Here is a 14,878-nt window from a genome sequence, read left to right on the forward strand (position 1 = left end):
GGGCATGGTTGGCGTAGCGGTCAGGCAGCGCGACGCATCAGGGGAGCCAATGCTTTGCCGTGCTCGTCGAACAAGTGGCAATGCAGCACGTCCAGCGCCACCCGGCGCGACTCGCCATAAGCGACCTCGCAGTCGCCATTCACCCGGACTGTGAGCGCTTCACCAGACGTCGCGACGACGTGGCAGAACGTGTCGCTGCCCAGGCGTTCGGTGACGTCGGTGGTGATCGGCAATTGCCCTTGTTCATCCAGACGCAGGTGTTCGGGACGGATACCGACGGTGACTGCGCTGCCCACCATCAAGGTGCTTGCGTCACGGGGGATGAGCAGACGTCGACCGGAGGCCAGCTCGACCTCGACACCCTGATGACTACTGGAAGTCACGGTGGCCTTGAGAAAACCCATTTTCGGCGTGCCCAAAAATCCTGCGACGAACAGGTTGGCCGGTTGGTGATACAGGTCCAGTGGCGAGCCGATCTGCTCGATCCGGCCACCGTTCAGCACCACCACTTTGGTGGCGAGTGTCATGGCTTCAACCTGATCGTGAGTCACGTAGATCATCGTGGCTTGCAGCTCTTTGTGCAGTCGCGACAGCTCCAGGCGCATCTGCACCCGCAGGGCGGCGTCGAGGTTCGACAGCGGTTCGTCGAACAGGAAGATTTTCGGGTTGCGCACGATGGCGCGTCCGATGGCTACGCGCTGACGCTGGCCGCCGGACAACTGTTTCGGTTTACGTTCGAGCATCGGTCCCAGCTCAAGGATGCGTGCCGCTTCGCCGACTTTTTTCTCGACTTCGGCTTTCGGCACGCCGGCCAGGTCGAGGGCAAAGGACATGTTTTTGCGCACGCTCATGTGCGGGTACAAGGCGTAGGTCTGAAACACCATCGCCAGGTCGCGCTTGGCCGGGCTGACTTCGGTGATGTCGCGGCCATCGAGTTCGAGGGTGCCGCCGCTGACTTCTTCCAGCCCGGCGATCAGGCGCAGCAAGGTGGATTTTCCGCAGCCCGACGGGCCGACGAAGACCACGAATTCCTTGTCGTTCACTTCCAGGTCGATGCCCTTGATGATGGAAAAGCCTTCGAAGCCTTTTTGCAGATTCTTGATTTTCAGGTTGGCCATGGTGGCGCTCCTTTGTGCTTATTCTTTGAGGGCTATTTCACGGCGCCAAACGACAGGCCGCGGACCAGTTGTTTCTGACTGATCCAGCCGAAGATCAGGATCGGTGCGCAGGCCAGCGTCGAGACCGCCGACAACTTGGCCCAGAACAGACCTTCGGGACTTGAGTAGGAGGCGATCAGCGCAGTCAGTGGCGCGGCTTTCGATGAGGTCAGGTTCAGCGACCAGAACGCCTCGTTCCAGCACAGGATCAGTGACAGCAGCACCGTGGATGCCAGTCCGCCCTTGGCGATCGGCAGCAGCACGCGGACCATTTCCTGCCACAGGGTCGCGCCGTCCAGGCGTGCGGCTTCGAGGATGTCTTTGGGGATGTCCTTGAAGTAGGTGTAAATCATCCAGACCACGATCGGCAGGTTGATCAGCGTGTAGATCACGATCAGTGCGATGCGCGTGTCAAGCAAACCGAAACTCTTGGCCAGCAGGTAGATCGGCATCAATACGCCCACCGGCGGCAGCATCTTGGTCGAGAGCATCCACAGCAGCGTGCCTTTGGTGCGCTGGGTTTCGTAGAACGCCATCGAGTACGCCGCCGGCACCGCGATCAGCAGGCTCAGGGCCGTGGCGCTGAAGGAAATCACCACCGAGTTCCAGGCGAAGCTGAAGTAATCGCTGCGCTCGTTGATGTGCAGGTAGTTCTCCAAAGTCGGCGTGAAGATGAACTGCGGCGGCGTGGCGAAGGCGTCGATTTCGGTCTTGAAACTGGTCAGCACCATCCAGAAGATCGGGAAGAAGATCAGGATCGCGATGGCCCAGGCCAGGGTGCCGAGCAGCAGGCTTTGCAGACGGCGGGATTGTTGAAGGGTCATGGCGCAGGCCTCAAGTCTTGTCGGTCAGGTTTTTGCCGATCATGCGCACCAGCACGATGGCCGCGATGTTGGCGATCACCACCGCGATCAAGCCGCCGGCGGACGCCATGCCGACGTCGAACTGCACCAGTGCCTGGTTGTAGATCAGGTACGCGAGGTTGGTCGAGGCATAGCCGGGGCCGCCGTTGGTGGTGGTGAAGATTTCGGCGAACACCGAGAGCAGGAAGATGGTTTCGATCATCACCACCACGGCAATCGGGCGGGCCAAGTGCGGCAGGGTCAGGTGCCAGAAAATCGCGATCGGCCCGGCGCCGTCGAGGCGTGCGGCTTCCTTCTGTTCCTGGTCGAGAGACTGCATGGCGGTCATCAGGATCAGGATCGCGAACGGCAGCCATTGCCAGGAGACGATGATGATGATCGACAGCAGCGGGTAATGCGCCAGCCAGTCCACCGGCTGCGCGCCGAACAGTTTCCAGACGTAGGCGAGAATCCCCGACACCGGGTGGAAAATCAGGTTCTTCCAGATCAGCGCGCCGACGGTGGGCATGATGAAAAACGGCGAAATCAGCATCACTCGAACGATGCCGCGGCCGAGGAATTCACTGGCTTCCAGCAGCGCACTGATCAGCACGCCCAGCACCACACTGATCAGCAACACGCTGCCCACCAGCAACAGGGTGTTGGTGGCGCCGGGCATGAACCCGGAGTCGGTCAGGAAGTAGCTGAAGTTCTCCAGCCCGACGAACTCGTTTTCACCGGGATAGAGCAGGTTGTAGCGGATCATCGAAAAGTAAACGGTCATGCCCAGTGGCACGATCATCCACAGCAGCAACAACGCCACCGAGGGACTGACCAGAAACCAGCCGGGATTGGCCAACCGGCTTTTACGCACCGGTTGGGGGATGTCCATGTGAGCTTTGGCAGTTGAAATATTCATGGCATTTAACCGATTAGGACAGACAGACGAAGATCAAAATGTGGGAGCGGGCTTTTGTGGCGAGGGAGCTTGCTCCCGCTCGACTGCGCAGCAGTCGCAAAGCTTTTGGGGGCGCTTCGCACCCCAGCGGGAGCAAGCTCCCTCGCCACAATTTGGATGGCTAGGGGTTATTTGGGATAACCGGCGCGCTTCATCTCGCGTTCGGTGGAGGTCTGTGCGGCAGCGAGTGCTTGATCGACCGACATCTGCCCGGTCAGCGCAGCGGAAAACAGTTTGCCCACGGAAGTGCCTATCGCCTGGAACTCGGGAATGGTGACGTACTGGATGCCGACGTATGGAACCGGCTTGATCGAGGGGTGTGCAGGGTCGGCGTGCTGCATCATCTGCAAGGTCACCTGCGCAAAAGGCGCCGCTTGTAGATAAGCCTCGTTGTACGTGGATTGACGCGTGCCTGGCGGAACATTGGCAATGCCGTCTTTTTCAGCAACCAGTTGAATGTATTCTTTCGACGTGGCCCACGTGATGAACGCCTTGGCAGTCTCTTTATGCTTGGAGGTGGCCGGTATCGCCAACGACCACGCGTACAGCCACGACGAACCCTTGTCGGTCACCTCCGTCGGTGCCGGGGCAAAGCCCACGCTGTCGACGACTTTGCTCTGCTCCTTGTCCGTCGTGAAAGATCCCGCGACGCTGGCATCCACCCAGATCGCGCACTTGCCGCTGTTGAACAATGCGAGGGTCTCGTTGAAGCCATTGCTCGACACACCGGGCGGTCCATACTTTTTCAGGGTATCGACGTAAAAGTGCGCCGCTGCCGTCCACTCCGGGCTGGCAAGTTCAGGCTGCCACTTTTCATCGAACCAGCGAGCACCGAAGGCATTAGCCATAGTGCTCAACAACGCGATGTTCTCGCCCCACCCTGCCTTCCCCCGCAGGCACATGCCGTACTGACCTTTATCAGGTTCGTGCAGCCTGGAGGCAAACTCGCCGAGCTGGGTCCAGGTCGGATGCTCCGGCATGGTCAACCCGGCCCCCTTGAACAGGTCGGTGCGGTAATAAGTGATCGTGCTTTCACCATAGAAAGGCAAGGCGTAGAGCGTGTTGTCGACCGACAAGCCCTGGCGTACCGAGGGAAAGATGTCTTCCAGGTCGTACGCCGGCGGCAGTGCCGTGATCGGCTCAAGCCAATGCTTGGCGCCCCACAGCGGCGTTTCATAGGTACCAATCGTCAGCACGTCGAATTGCCCACCCTGAGTCGCAATATCGGTGGTCAGGCGCTGACGCAGGACATTTTCTTCCAGCACCACCCAATTGAGTTTCACATCAGGGTGCTGCTGTTCAAAAATCTTGGAGAGCCGCTGCATCCGGATCATGTCGCCATTGTTCACAGTGGCGATGGTGACCGTTTCGGCAGCATGACTGACAAGGGCAAAGGACAGGCCGGCGGAAAGGAAAAGCGCTTTCGGGATGTTCATCGTAGTGCTCTCCGCTCCGCGCCTTGGACGACGGGAGCTATTATTTTTGTTGTTAACCATCGCTGGGCAAATACAACTGCGCAGCCAGGGTGGACGGCTTGATTACAACAGCTTGGAAAACCCCGGACAAACGCACAGAGGACGGCAAACCGATACTTTTTTAACCCCGCTTGAAAAACAACCCAACGATCAAAAAAGTATCAGTGCCAGGCAATCCCTGAGCTAGCAAACGCCGGGCATGAAGGCGTATGTTGCTCGCATACGAACAACAAATAACAAAGAAAGAGACCTGCCATGCCTGATAGCCGAGCAGCGCTGTTTGAACAGCGACCCGCCGAACTGGAGGTCATCCTTCCCGAGCCCGATCATTGTTTTCGCTGGTATGAACACGACTACCCCTACTCCCTGGCTCGCTGGAACCATCACCCGGAATTCGAAATCCACCTGATCCGCCAAGGCAGCGGCAAGCTGGTGGCGGGGGATTACATCGGCGCATTCGGCGCCGGTCATGTGGCGCTGATCGGCCCTGACCTGCCCCATGACTGGATAGGCGACCTGGCGCCCGGTGAGTTCCTGGCGGGACGCGATGTCGTGCTGCAATTCGACGGCGCGGCGATTCTGGCCTTGCGTGGGACGATGCCCGAACTGGGCGAGCTTCAGCACCTGTTTGAGCGTGCACGCCGGGGCCTGGAATTCACCGGCGCAACGGCTGTGCAGGCCGCACATCTGCTGGAAGACATTGGCCCTGCTCAAGGGCTCGAGCGCCTGATTCTGTTTCTTCAATTGATCAATGCACTGATGAAAGCGCCCACACAGGACGTCCATTTGCTCGCCAGCGCCTGCTACGCGCCAACCCTGGACGCCCGCGCCTCCGAGCGCATCCACAAGGCTTTTGACTACCTGTTGACTGAGCTCACAGGCGATATTCGCCTGTCGGTGATTGCCCAGCGCCTGGACATGAGCGAACCCGGTTTTTCGCGCTTCTTCAAGCGAGTCACCGGCCACGGTTTCATCGACCTGATGCGCAAGCTCAGGGTTCAACGTGCCTGCCGGCTACTGTTGCAAACCGAGATGTCAGTGGCGGACATCTGCTTTGAAGTGGGCTATGAAAACCTGTCCAACTTCAACCGGCACTTCCGTATCGAAATGGACCAGACCCCGAGTGAATACCGTCGCGGTACGGCGATGACCCTGTTCAATCGCAACGGTCCCCACCCTTCCCTGCCGTTCACCAACGCTCATTGAGTCAGCAATAACAAATAAAAGGAAATGACGATGGTATTGCCTCGCGCAGTCGTATTTGGCGAAGCCCTGACCGACCTTGTCCAGGGCCTTCCCGGGGAGTGGACAGGTTATCCGGGCGGTGCGCCGTGGAACGTCGCCCGAGCGATGAGTCGCCTGGGCGTCAGCACCGCGTTCGCAGGCTCGGTGAGCACGGATTCACTGGGCGATGAAATCGTCCGGCAATCGGCTGCGGCAGGTCTGGATATGCGGTTCCTGCAACGGGCAGACCGCGATCCGCTGGTGGCCATCGTCCCGTCGAGCCGTCCACCACGGTACTTTTTTGCCGGCGACGCCGATCTGTTTTTCGATGCGCAGCAGTTGCCGGACAACTGGATGGTCCACGCTGAAATCTGCCATTTCAGCTGCATCAGCCTGGCCCGCCAACCGCTGGCAGACCAGTTAGTCAACTTGGCCACGCGAGCGAAGGAGGCAGGAAAACGGATCAGCTTCGATCCGAACTGGCGCAACTTGATGGACAGCCACTACCGCGCGCAGACCTTCCCGACGATGACCGCCCTCGCCGACCTGATCAAGCTGTCGGACGAAGACCTTCGGCACCTCTATCCAGGGCTCACCGAAAGCCAGGCCATGGATGAGCTGCGTGGGCTTAACCCGCACGCGCAAATCCTGTTCACCCGCGGTGAGCACGGCATGGTGTTGCACACCCCGGACACTGTTTACGAGCAACCCGCGATTGCGGTGGACGTCGCGGATACGGTGGGGGCAGGCGACGCTTGCATGGCCGGTTGGCTGGCAGCGGACTTGCTGGGCATGGCCGATCCGAGGGAGCGCCTGCAGTTTTCAGCCGCCTGCGCGTCGATATCCTGCCGCCATGCCGGTGCCTATGCGCCTGCGCTGGACGAGGTGAAGCGTTTACTCAACACCTCAGTTTGACGCTCTGACAGAGTTGGCGAAGGCATTGCGCTTTCGCTTCCACCCCGATCAAGTCGCCGGTTGATGACTGGTCCCCGACGCGTCGGCATGTGTGGATCCTTGTCTATAGCACTCATTTTGCAGTGGCCGTCTTGAACTTGGTCCAGGTGCGCATCCGCGCGCGCATGTCGGATTGGGGAATGTCCTTGCCTGGAATCAACCGCGCATAAGTCGCTTCATCGAGGTAGATGTCCGGGTTGTTGCGCATCGTCGCATCGACGTCCTGGCGAGCCTTGGCGTTGGAAGTCGGGTAGCCGGTGAAGTTGCTGATGGCGGCCATGTTTTGCGGGCGCATGACGAAGTTGATGAAGGCGTAGGCGTACTCCGGGTGTCTGGCGTCGACCGGAATCGCCATGGTGTCCATCCACACTGTCGTGCCTTCGCGGGGAACGCGGTACTCGAACCGGGTGTGCTTGCCGGCGCTGTCCGACGTCCGTTGCGCCTGGGTCATGTCGCCGCTGTAGCCGAGGGACAGGCACAGGTTGCCGTTCACCAGATCGGTCACCGGTTGCGACTGGAACTTGCGAATGTACGGTCGCAGTTTCATCAGCAGCTCACTTGCTGCGGCCAGGTCTTCTGGCTTGGCGCTGCGTGGTTCACGCCCCAGGTAATTGAGCACCACCGCCAGCACTTCGTCCGGCGAGTCGATCATCGAGATGCCGCAGTCGGTAAATTTCGCCGCCAGTTCCGGTTTAAACAGCATGTCCAGGCTATTGACCGGGGCGTGGGGCGAACGCTGTTTGATCTGTCCGTCATTGTAGGTCAGGCCGATGGTGCCCCAGGTGTAGGGGACGGTAGCCTGGCTCGACGTTTCATACTGCCTGCGCAGCTTCTGCAAACCGGGTTCGATGTCGTCCATGGCGGTGAGTTTTGAGCGGTCCAGCGTCAGCAGACTGCCGGCGCGCATCAAGCGTTCGGCAACGGTGTCGCCGGGGAAGATCAGGTCATAACCACTGCCGCCGGCGAGCATCTTGGCTTCCAGGGTTTCGCTGCCATCCATGACGTCGTAGATCACCTTGATCCCGGTTTCGGCGGTGAAACTGGCGAGGGTGTCTTCGGCGAAGTAATCGGCCCAGTTGTACAGCCGCAGGGCTTTATCTTCGGCATGCAGCGACGACGAGGCGATTGCCAGTCCCAAGGCGCCGAGCAACAGCTTGTGGGGAATGCGCATGTCAGACTCCTTGAGTGTTCCAGCGTGCATGAAGGTGACGACCGTCCTGACTCAGCAACGCCCCGTACATGTCCGGGCGACGGTCGCGGTAGATGCCCCAGCTCAGGCGCTCTTCGCGCATAGCGGCCAAGTCGAGGCTGTGCACCAGCACGCCACTGCTGTCCCGGTCGGCTTCGGCGAGCAATTTGCCTTTGTGATTGCAGATAAACGACGAGCCGTAAAAGCTCATCTGCAACGCAGGATCTGTGGTCGCCACCTCACGGCCGACGCGATTGGCCGCCACCACCGGCAGGATGTTCGCAGCGGCATGCCCGCGCATGGTCATCTGCCAATGGTCACGGGAATCCAAGGTTTCGCAGCCTGGCTCAGAGCCGATGGCGGTGGGAAACAGCAAGACTTCTGCCCCCATCAACGCCAGGCAGCGCGCGGTCTCGGGGAACCACTGGTCCCAGCAGATCCCCACACCGAGGCGTCCGAACGCCGTGTCCCAGACACGGAAACCGGTGTCGCCTGGGCTGAAGTATTCCTTCTCCTGATACCCGATGGCGTTGGGGATGTGGGTCTTGCGATACACCCCCAGCAAGCGCCCGTCGGCATCGGCCACACTCAGGGAATTGAAGTACGCATTGCCGGCCTTTTCGAACCAGCTCAGCGGCAGCACCACCCCCAATTCTTTGGCCAACGCGGCAAAGCGCTTGAGTACGCCGCTGTATCGATATTCTTCGGCCAACGCCAAATGCTTATGGCTTTGTTCGATGCAGAAATACGGCGTGGCAAACAGCTCCTGCAACAGGATGACCTGGGCACCCTTCGCCGCCGCCTCGCGGACCAATTGCTCAGCCTGATCGAGGTTGTTCGGCAAGTCCCAGGTGCACGGCATCTGGGCGGTGGCAATCGTTAGCAGCGTCATGGCATCACCCCTGCACTGGCCAGGCGGGCTGCTGCTGGGTGATGCAATGCACCCCGCCGCCGCCATGGGCCAAGTGATTGATTCGCACCGGCACCACCTCGCGCCCCGGGAACGCTTGGGCCAACACCTCGGCCGCCGCGTTGTCAGCGTCGATTCCATAGGCCGGCATGATGATTGCGCCGTTGGCGATGTAGAAATTGGTGTAGGAAGCGCAGAACACTTCGGCCTCGGTGTCCACCGCATCAGTGGCTTCATAGAGCTCGATCAGCTCGAACTTGCGGCCTTGGGCATCGGTGGCCAGTTCCAGCGCGCGGCGGTTCTCGCGGGCCACTTCGGCATACACCGACCGCTTGTCGTGGGTGGCATCCACCAGCAACACGCCAGGGCGTGCAAATGCGCAGACGCCATCGACATGGCCGTCCGTCATGTCGCCGGTCACGTAATCCGGATCGCCCGGCAGCCAGATGGTTTTCTTCACGCCCAGCAGACGCTTGAAGATCTCCTCCATTTCAGCCTTGTTCATCCCCGGATTGCGGTTGGGATTGAGCAACACCGACTCGGTGGTGATCAGCGTGCCCTCGCCGTCCACATGAATCGCGCCGCCTTCGTTGCTCAGCGGTGTGCCAAAGCACGGCAAGCCAAGGTGATTGAGTGCGCGGCGTGCCAGGCCTTCATCCAGATCGTGGGCCGACTTGCCGCCCCACGCGTTGAAGCGCCAGCTCACCCCGGCCAGGCCTTGTTGCGGGTGGCAGACGAAGCTTGGGCCGGAGTCACGGCACCAACTGTCGTTCACCGCCAATTCGATCAGCTCGATGTTGGGTCCGCACAGCGCTTGGGCGCTCGCCACGGCCGACGGATCGACCACCATGGTCACCGGTTCGAAACGGGCGATGGCGTTGGCCACCCCGGCAAAATCCTTCTGCACTTGCGCCAGGGTAACGCGCCAACCCGACTCCCAGAGTGCCTGGTTGTGCGGCCAGACCATCCAGGTCGCGGCGTGTTTTACCCATTCTGCCGGCATCCACCAGCCACTGTTTTGAAGTTCGTTCTGCTGCATGACAAGCACCCTTTAGTTAAGTCATTGTGTTCAATGAAAACTGCCTTCGCGGTCTTGGCATGCATGCTACGGCCCTAAAATATGGCCAACAAACGATGGATTTTGTAGAAAAGTGATTAGAGGAACTTATCAATATGCTTAAGCACTGGCCTCCGCTCAGCACCCTTCGCGGCTTTGAAGCCGCCGCCCGCCTGGGCAGTTTTCACAAGGCTGCCGACGAGTTGCACCTGACCCAATCGGCGATCAGCCAGCAGATTCGCACGCTTGAAACGTACCTTGAGCAGCCGTTGTTTTTTCGCAGCGGACGCAGTGTCAGCCTGACCGATGCCGGTCACGATTTGCTCAGCACCACCCAGGCGTTATTGCAGCAACTGGCGGTCGGCATTCGTCGCCTCGGGCAATATCAGAAACCCAATCAACTGGTGCTCAACACCACGCCGACGTTCGCTCGTCATTGGTTGTTGCCACGCCTGGGGGATTTTCGCCGGCAGCATCCGGAGGTCGATCTGTGGATTTTCAGCACCGATGAAGTCCCGGACATGACCACCCAGACCATCGACCTCGCGGTGCGCGACGACATCAGCTCCCAGGCCGAGTGCAGCTTCAAGGTGCTGCACGCCGACCGCCTCTACCCGGCCTGTCACCCGAACCTGTTGGCGGTGCCTGTCGAGCAGCGCACCACCCTTCACGGCGAGCGGGAAATGGACTGGAGTCACTGGGCCGTGGAGGCTGGCATTGATGTCGGACAGAAAGATCAGGGGCTGAATTTCTCCGACCCCGGCCTGCTGCTGGACGCGGCGTGCGCGGGGCTTGGTATTGCGCTGGTCAGCCAACTATTGAGTCGGCCAGCGCGCGATAGCGGACTGTTGCAACCGTTGGTGGAAGGCACCATTCGCGGTCCGAACTGGGCCCTGCTGACTCACCGTGACAGCGAGAACAATCCGTTGGCACGAAGTTTCGTCGAATGGCTGCTGAGTAACCTGGAGGCAGCGAACCAGACGGCGTCCGCACTTGCGACATAAATGGGTGCGCGTCAGTTAGCCAGCCATAAACGTTGGCGAAGTTCCCATTTCACAACAGAACACTCTGCCCACTACTCTTGCGCGACAGCATTTTTAGAAGAAACTTTATTAGTTCAAAAAAAATATTCAGTGTATCGTGACATTATTCAGGCGCCATATAAGTGACTGATGTTTCAGAAAACAACACTGTGAATACGGTCAATCGCGACTGCTATAACCAAACAATAATTCACACGCACCGACGAACGGCGACAAAATAATAAAACACCTATAAATCAATGACTTAAAATACGAACAACAACAAAAAACCAAACTTCTCAAAAAACACAAAACCAAAAAAAGACAGACCATCATTACAAAAGTTTCAAACTTATTTATTAAATAAAAAACCTCATATAACTCTTTAAAACATTCCCCTTCGATGCTAATAATCCCGCCGCTTCCGGGTTTAAAGGCGATACAACCTCTCACATGAAGTGATCATCAGCGCCCACGCTGATCTCCCGGTATTAATCAAAATTCAGATAACACCGCTTGCTCAAGTCTCCATAAAACTTGGGCCTGCATTGTGCTGCGCACTCAAACTGCGCAAGGAAGGCAATCATCGCTCGCCATCATTCAAGGATTAAAATCCTTTCGATCTTCGGTACCCGTCCGGAAGCCATCAAGATGGCGCCGTTAGTCAAAGCCCTCGCTGCGGAACCCGGCATTCATTCGCAGATATGTATCACCGGCCAACATCAAAGCATGTTGAAACAGGTGCTCGATCTGTTCGACCTCAAGGCCGATTACACCCTCGATGTCATGACGCCACAGCAAACGCTCAACTCGTTGACGGCGGCGCTTTACGGGGCGATCGATCCGGTGCTGGAAATGGCCTGCCCGGACCGGGTGCTGGTGCACGGCGACACCACCTCGGCCATGGTCGCCGCGATGGCGGCGTTCCATCGACGCATCCCGGTCGGCCATGTGGAAGCCGGGCTGCGAACCGGTGATATCTACAGCCCGTGGCCGGAAGAAATGAACCGTCGCTGCATCGACCTGGGTGCGGACATGCTGTTTGCGCCGACCCACGAATCGCGCCAGAACCTGCTCGACGAACGCCTGCAGGGTCGCACTTTTGTCACCGGCAATACGGTGATCGATGCGTTGCAGATGACCGCTCGGCGCATTGAGCAGGACGCCGACCTGCGTGCCAGCCTGGACCGGCAGTTCTCGTTCCTGCAGGCCGGCCGCAAGGTCCTGCTGGTCACCGGGCACCGTCGGGAAAATTTCGGCGAAGGCTTCCTGGATATCTGCAAGGCCCTGAGCCATCTGGCCCGGCGCACGGACATCCAGATCGTTTATCCGGTGCACTTGAACCCGAATGTCATGGGCCCGGTCACCGAGCATCTGGGCGACCTGCCCAACGTGCACCTGATCCAGCCGCTGGACTACCTGGCCTTCGTGCGCCTGATGCAACGAGCCCATGTGATCCTCACCGATTCCGGTGGCGTGCAGGAAGAAGCGCCGTCCCTGGGCAAACCGGTGCTGGTCATGCGTGATGTGACCGAACGCCCGGAAGCTGTCGCGGCGGGCACCGTGCGTCTGGTCGGCACTTCGCCGGACTCGATCATCGCCGGCGTCAACGCGCTGTTCGATGACGATCTGCTGTGGCGTCGTTGCTCCCAGGCGGCCAACCCTTACGGCGACGGCAAGGCCAGTGCGCGCATCGTCGATGCCCTGATGGGCCGCCCGGTGGACGATTTCATCGTGGCCAGCCAGTCCTTGCCCAAGTTCCTGCACTACCCGTCAACACAGTCTGTGCCCGAGAAGCATTACCCGGCTTTCACCTCTCGATAAACCAAACCGCTCCTCCCCTTATCAGCTCGAGATCTACCTGAATGAAGTCTTCCGTTGCCATCCATACGGGTGCACTCAGCACCCTTGCCTGTGGTGTGAGCCTGCTCGCGCTCATGCCGACCTTTGCCTTGGCCGCGGACAGTCCGCTCACCCAGGCGATCAACCGGCTCAACGCCGACACCCGGCAAGAGCGTGAGGTGCGCTTGAGCGATCTGGGGATCGACGCACCGATCATCCTCGGCTCCACCGATGCCCGCCGTGAACTGTATCTGCCCGTACCGGCAGGTGTTCCGCTGACGGATGCGACGTTGAACTTCGACGCCAGCTACCTCAATGGCGAAGGTGGCCGCAATACGCTGCTGCTGTCGCTGGACGGTTATCCGGTGCGCGCCGAAGGCCTCAGCGAACCTCAGGGTGACGCCAGCGCCACGCTGGGCGTGGACAAAAAAGCGCGGGACAGCGGCTCTGTGCGCCTGGGCATTGCCTGGTCGTCGATCGTGTCCCGTGTGCTGTGCGAAGACGAACGCGCCATCGGCAACGTCTTGCGCATCGAACCGGACACCCGCCTGACTTACAGCTACGACGCCAGCCAGTTGCGCGACGTCGGCGCAGCGTGGACGGCTTTGCCCGGCAAGCCGGGGATCATGGTCGCGCCCGGCACCTTATCCGCTGAAAGCTACGATTCGGCGTGGCGTCTGGGCGTGGCACTGGAGCGGATTGGCAAGCGCAGTCAAATCCTGCCCTTCCCTGCCGTACAAGACAGCGTCGACCTGAGCGGCCTGCGCATTCCGGCCGAACTGCAAGGTATTCCAGCGTTCGCCAGCCTCAACGGCAAGGGTTCGCACACTTTGGCGAACCCGGCGGAGATTGGCGCATTGCTGGTATTGGGCCAAACGCCGAACGTCCAGGCGGATCTGGCGGTCAACGACCCGCAACTGCTCCAAGCGGTCAATGAATCCCTCGACGCGCTGCAGAGCCAGATCCAGGGCCTCGATGCCACGGCGGCCAACGCGTTCACGCAATGGCGTGAGACGCATATCAATGCCGGCCTTGCTGCCGATGGCACAGACAATGTGCGCCTGGCCTTGGTGGGCACGCGTCCGGTCCTGATGATCGCGCCGCCTGCCACCGGCAAGGCGCTGGCCTTGTTCAGTACCGCCTGGAACAAACTGGCGCGCAGTCGCCAATTGACCATCAGCGAAGCGCTGCTGCCCTTGAGCACCGACGGCCGTGTCGCCCTGTCGCGCCTGGGCGGCAATCCCGGCGCCATCGACGTGCTGGCCAAGTCTGACTGGAGCACGTCATTCCCTCTGGGCAGCGTGGCTTACGACGGGCGCTTGCCGGTCAAGGCTGTGGTCGACGTGTCTGCCGCGCCCGGCGCTTCGGACACTGCGCCGGTGGCCTCGCTGTTTCTCAATGATTACCTGATCGGTGCGCAGCAACTGGTGGCCAACGGTGAAAAACAACGCATCGAAGCGCGCATCCCGCGTTACGCCGTGGGCGCGACCAACGTGCTACGCGTGTCGTTCCAGCGTCAGCCAGTGAGTGATCGCTGCCTGGAAACGCCACAAGCCTTCCCTGTGTCGGTGCTGCCGACCAGCCACATCGTGCTGGAAAAAACCGCGCTGGGTGATGACTTCTCCGGCATGGCCGCGCGCTTTGCCAAGGACACGCAAATCCTGGTGCCGCGGGCCTACCTTGAGCACCCGGCGAGCAGCTTGCCGCAGGTGATTTCGGTCGCCGACGCCGCCGGTGTCTCGCCGCTGCGGGCGCAATTAAAGGTCGTCACTGACCCGAACGCCTCGGTCACGCAGGACAAGGCCTTCCTCGCCTTCGAGCTGCCGATCAAGGACAGCAAGGAGTCGGTGCAGGTCGATGAGCAGGGACGCCTGCGCATCAATCACAAGGATCAGGTGTTGCTTGACGTGCATCCCCTCAACCACTTGGCCTCGCTGCAAGTGGTGGATGCCGGCGGCCAGCGCGGCATGGTTTATCGCGCACTGGGCACCGACACGCCACGCTTCGCCAAACAAATTCTGCTGACCCGCGGCGATGTGGCCATCCTGGGCGACAACGGCGCACTGACCACCTTCGACACTCAAGATCCAAGCGGCAGCCAATTGATCGACAACGAAGAACCCAAAGGCCTCGACGCCTGGCGGACACCGTCGCTGTTGTGGCTGATTCCGGGTGGCATCCTGTTGGTTCTCATCCTGTTGCTGGCTGGCCGTAACGCCCGTCGCAATCGCCAGTAACGGAACCCTTC

12 protein-coding genes are annotated in these 14,878 nt (G+C 60.0%); 5 read left to right on the top strand and 7 right to left on the bottom strand.

What is annotated here, in order from left to right; translation table 11 throughout:
• Positions 1-20: 20 nt before the first annotated feature.
• The 4 genes from ACA053_RS17220 to ACA053_RS17235 all read right to left on the bottom strand — a co-directional run bounded on the left by ACA053_RS17220 (position 21) and on the right by ACA053_RS17235 (position 4,393).
• Positions 21-1,118, bottom strand: coding sequence for an ABC transporter ATP-binding protein (locus tag ACA053_RS17220; protein WP_497393205.1), 1,098 nt, complete (start codon positions 1,116-1,118; stop codon positions 21-23).
• 32 nt (positions 1,119-1,150) lie between these two features.
• Complete coding sequence (locus ACA053_RS17225) at positions 1,151-1,981, bottom strand: carbohydrate ABC transporter permease (protein ID WP_462010068.1); 831 nt, start codon at positions 1,979-1,981, stop codon at positions 1,151-1,153.
• 10 nt (positions 1,982-1,991) lie between these two features.
• Positions 1,992-2,918, bottom strand: a complete 927-nt coding sequence (locus ACA053_RS17230) for a carbohydrate ABC transporter permease (RefSeq protein ID WP_497393206.1) — start codon at positions 2,916-2,918, stop codon at positions 1,992-1,994.
• Positions 2,919-3,085: 167 nt separating this feature from the next.
• Positions 3,086-4,393, bottom strand: a complete 1,308-nt coding sequence (locus ACA053_RS17235; protein WP_109632600.1) for an ABC transporter substrate-binding protein — start codon at positions 4,391-4,393, stop codon at positions 3,086-3,088.
• A gap of 294 nt (positions 4,394-4,687) precedes the next feature.
• Here ACA053_RS17235 and ACA053_RS17240 point away from each other — a divergent pair, with 294 nt between their 5' ends.
• Together ACA053_RS17240 and ACA053_RS17245 are read left to right on the top strand one after the other, a co-directional pair.
• On the top strand, positions 4,688-5,638 hold the full coding sequence (locus ACA053_RS17240; protein ID WP_497393207.1) for a cupin domain-containing protein: 951 nt from the start codon (positions 4,688-4,690) through the stop codon (positions 5,636-5,638).
• A 30-nt stretch (positions 5,639-5,668) separates the two neighbouring features.
• Positions 5,669-6,571: a carbohydrate kinase family protein gene (locus ACA053_RS17245; RefSeq protein ID WP_497393208.1), complete on the top strand. Its 903-nt coding sequence runs from the start codon at positions 5,669-5,671 to the stop codon at positions 6,569-6,571.
• 112 nt (positions 6,572-6,683) lie between these two features.
• Here ACA053_RS17245 and ACA053_RS17250 read toward each other — a convergent pair whose 3' ends face one another.
• Genes ACA053_RS17250 through ACA053_RS17260 form a run of 3 tightly spaced genes read right to left on the bottom strand, consistent with a single transcriptional unit; the run spans position 6,684 to position 9,748 of the window.
• Positions 6,684-7,781, bottom strand: a complete 1,098-nt coding sequence (locus ACA053_RS17250; protein WP_497393209.1) for an extracellular solute-binding protein — start codon at positions 7,779-7,781, stop codon at positions 6,684-6,686.
• Position 7,782: 1 nt separating this feature from the next.
• Complete coding sequence (aguB, locus tag ACA053_RS17255) at positions 7,783-8,691, bottom strand: N-carbamoylputrescine amidase (protein ID WP_497393210.1); 909 nt, start codon at positions 8,689-8,691, stop codon at positions 7,783-7,785.
• 4 nt (positions 8,692-8,695) lie between these two features.
• Positions 8,696-9,748 (bottom strand): agmatine deiminase family protein, encoded by a 1,053-nt coding sequence (locus tag ACA053_RS17260; protein ID WP_497393211.1) that lies wholly within the window; start codon positions 9,746-9,748, stop codon positions 8,696-8,698.
• A 134-nt stretch (positions 9,749-9,882) separates the two neighbouring features.
• Between ACA053_RS17260 and ACA053_RS17265 the strand changes: the two genes are divergently transcribed.
• The 3 genes from ACA053_RS17265 to ACA053_RS17275 all read left to right on the top strand — a co-directional run bounded on the left by ACA053_RS17265 (position 9,883) and on the right by ACA053_RS17275 (position 14,867).
• Positions 9,883-10,770, top strand: a complete 888-nt coding sequence (locus ACA053_RS17265) for a LysR substrate-binding domain-containing protein (protein WP_497393212.1) — start codon at positions 9,883-9,885, stop codon at positions 10,768-10,770.
• A gap of 603 nt (positions 10,771-11,373) precedes the next feature.
• Positions 11,374-12,612 carry a non-hydrolyzing UDP-N-acetylglucosamine 2-epimerase gene (gene wecB, locus ACA053_RS17270; RefSeq protein ID WP_109636119.1) on the top strand — a complete coding sequence of 413 codons (1,239 nt, stop codon included), beginning with the start codon at positions 11,374-11,376 and terminating at the stop codon, positions 12,610-12,612.
• Positions 12,613-12,653: 41 nt separating this feature from the next.
• Positions 12,654-14,867: a hypothetical protein gene (locus ACA053_RS17275; RefSeq protein WP_497311937.1), complete on the top strand. Its 2,214-nt coding sequence runs from the start codon at positions 12,654-12,656 to the stop codon at positions 14,865-14,867.
• Positions 14,868-14,878 lie beyond the last annotated feature (11 nt).

It is taken from the genome of Pseudomonas sp. LBUM1672 (genome assembly GCF_059695655.1).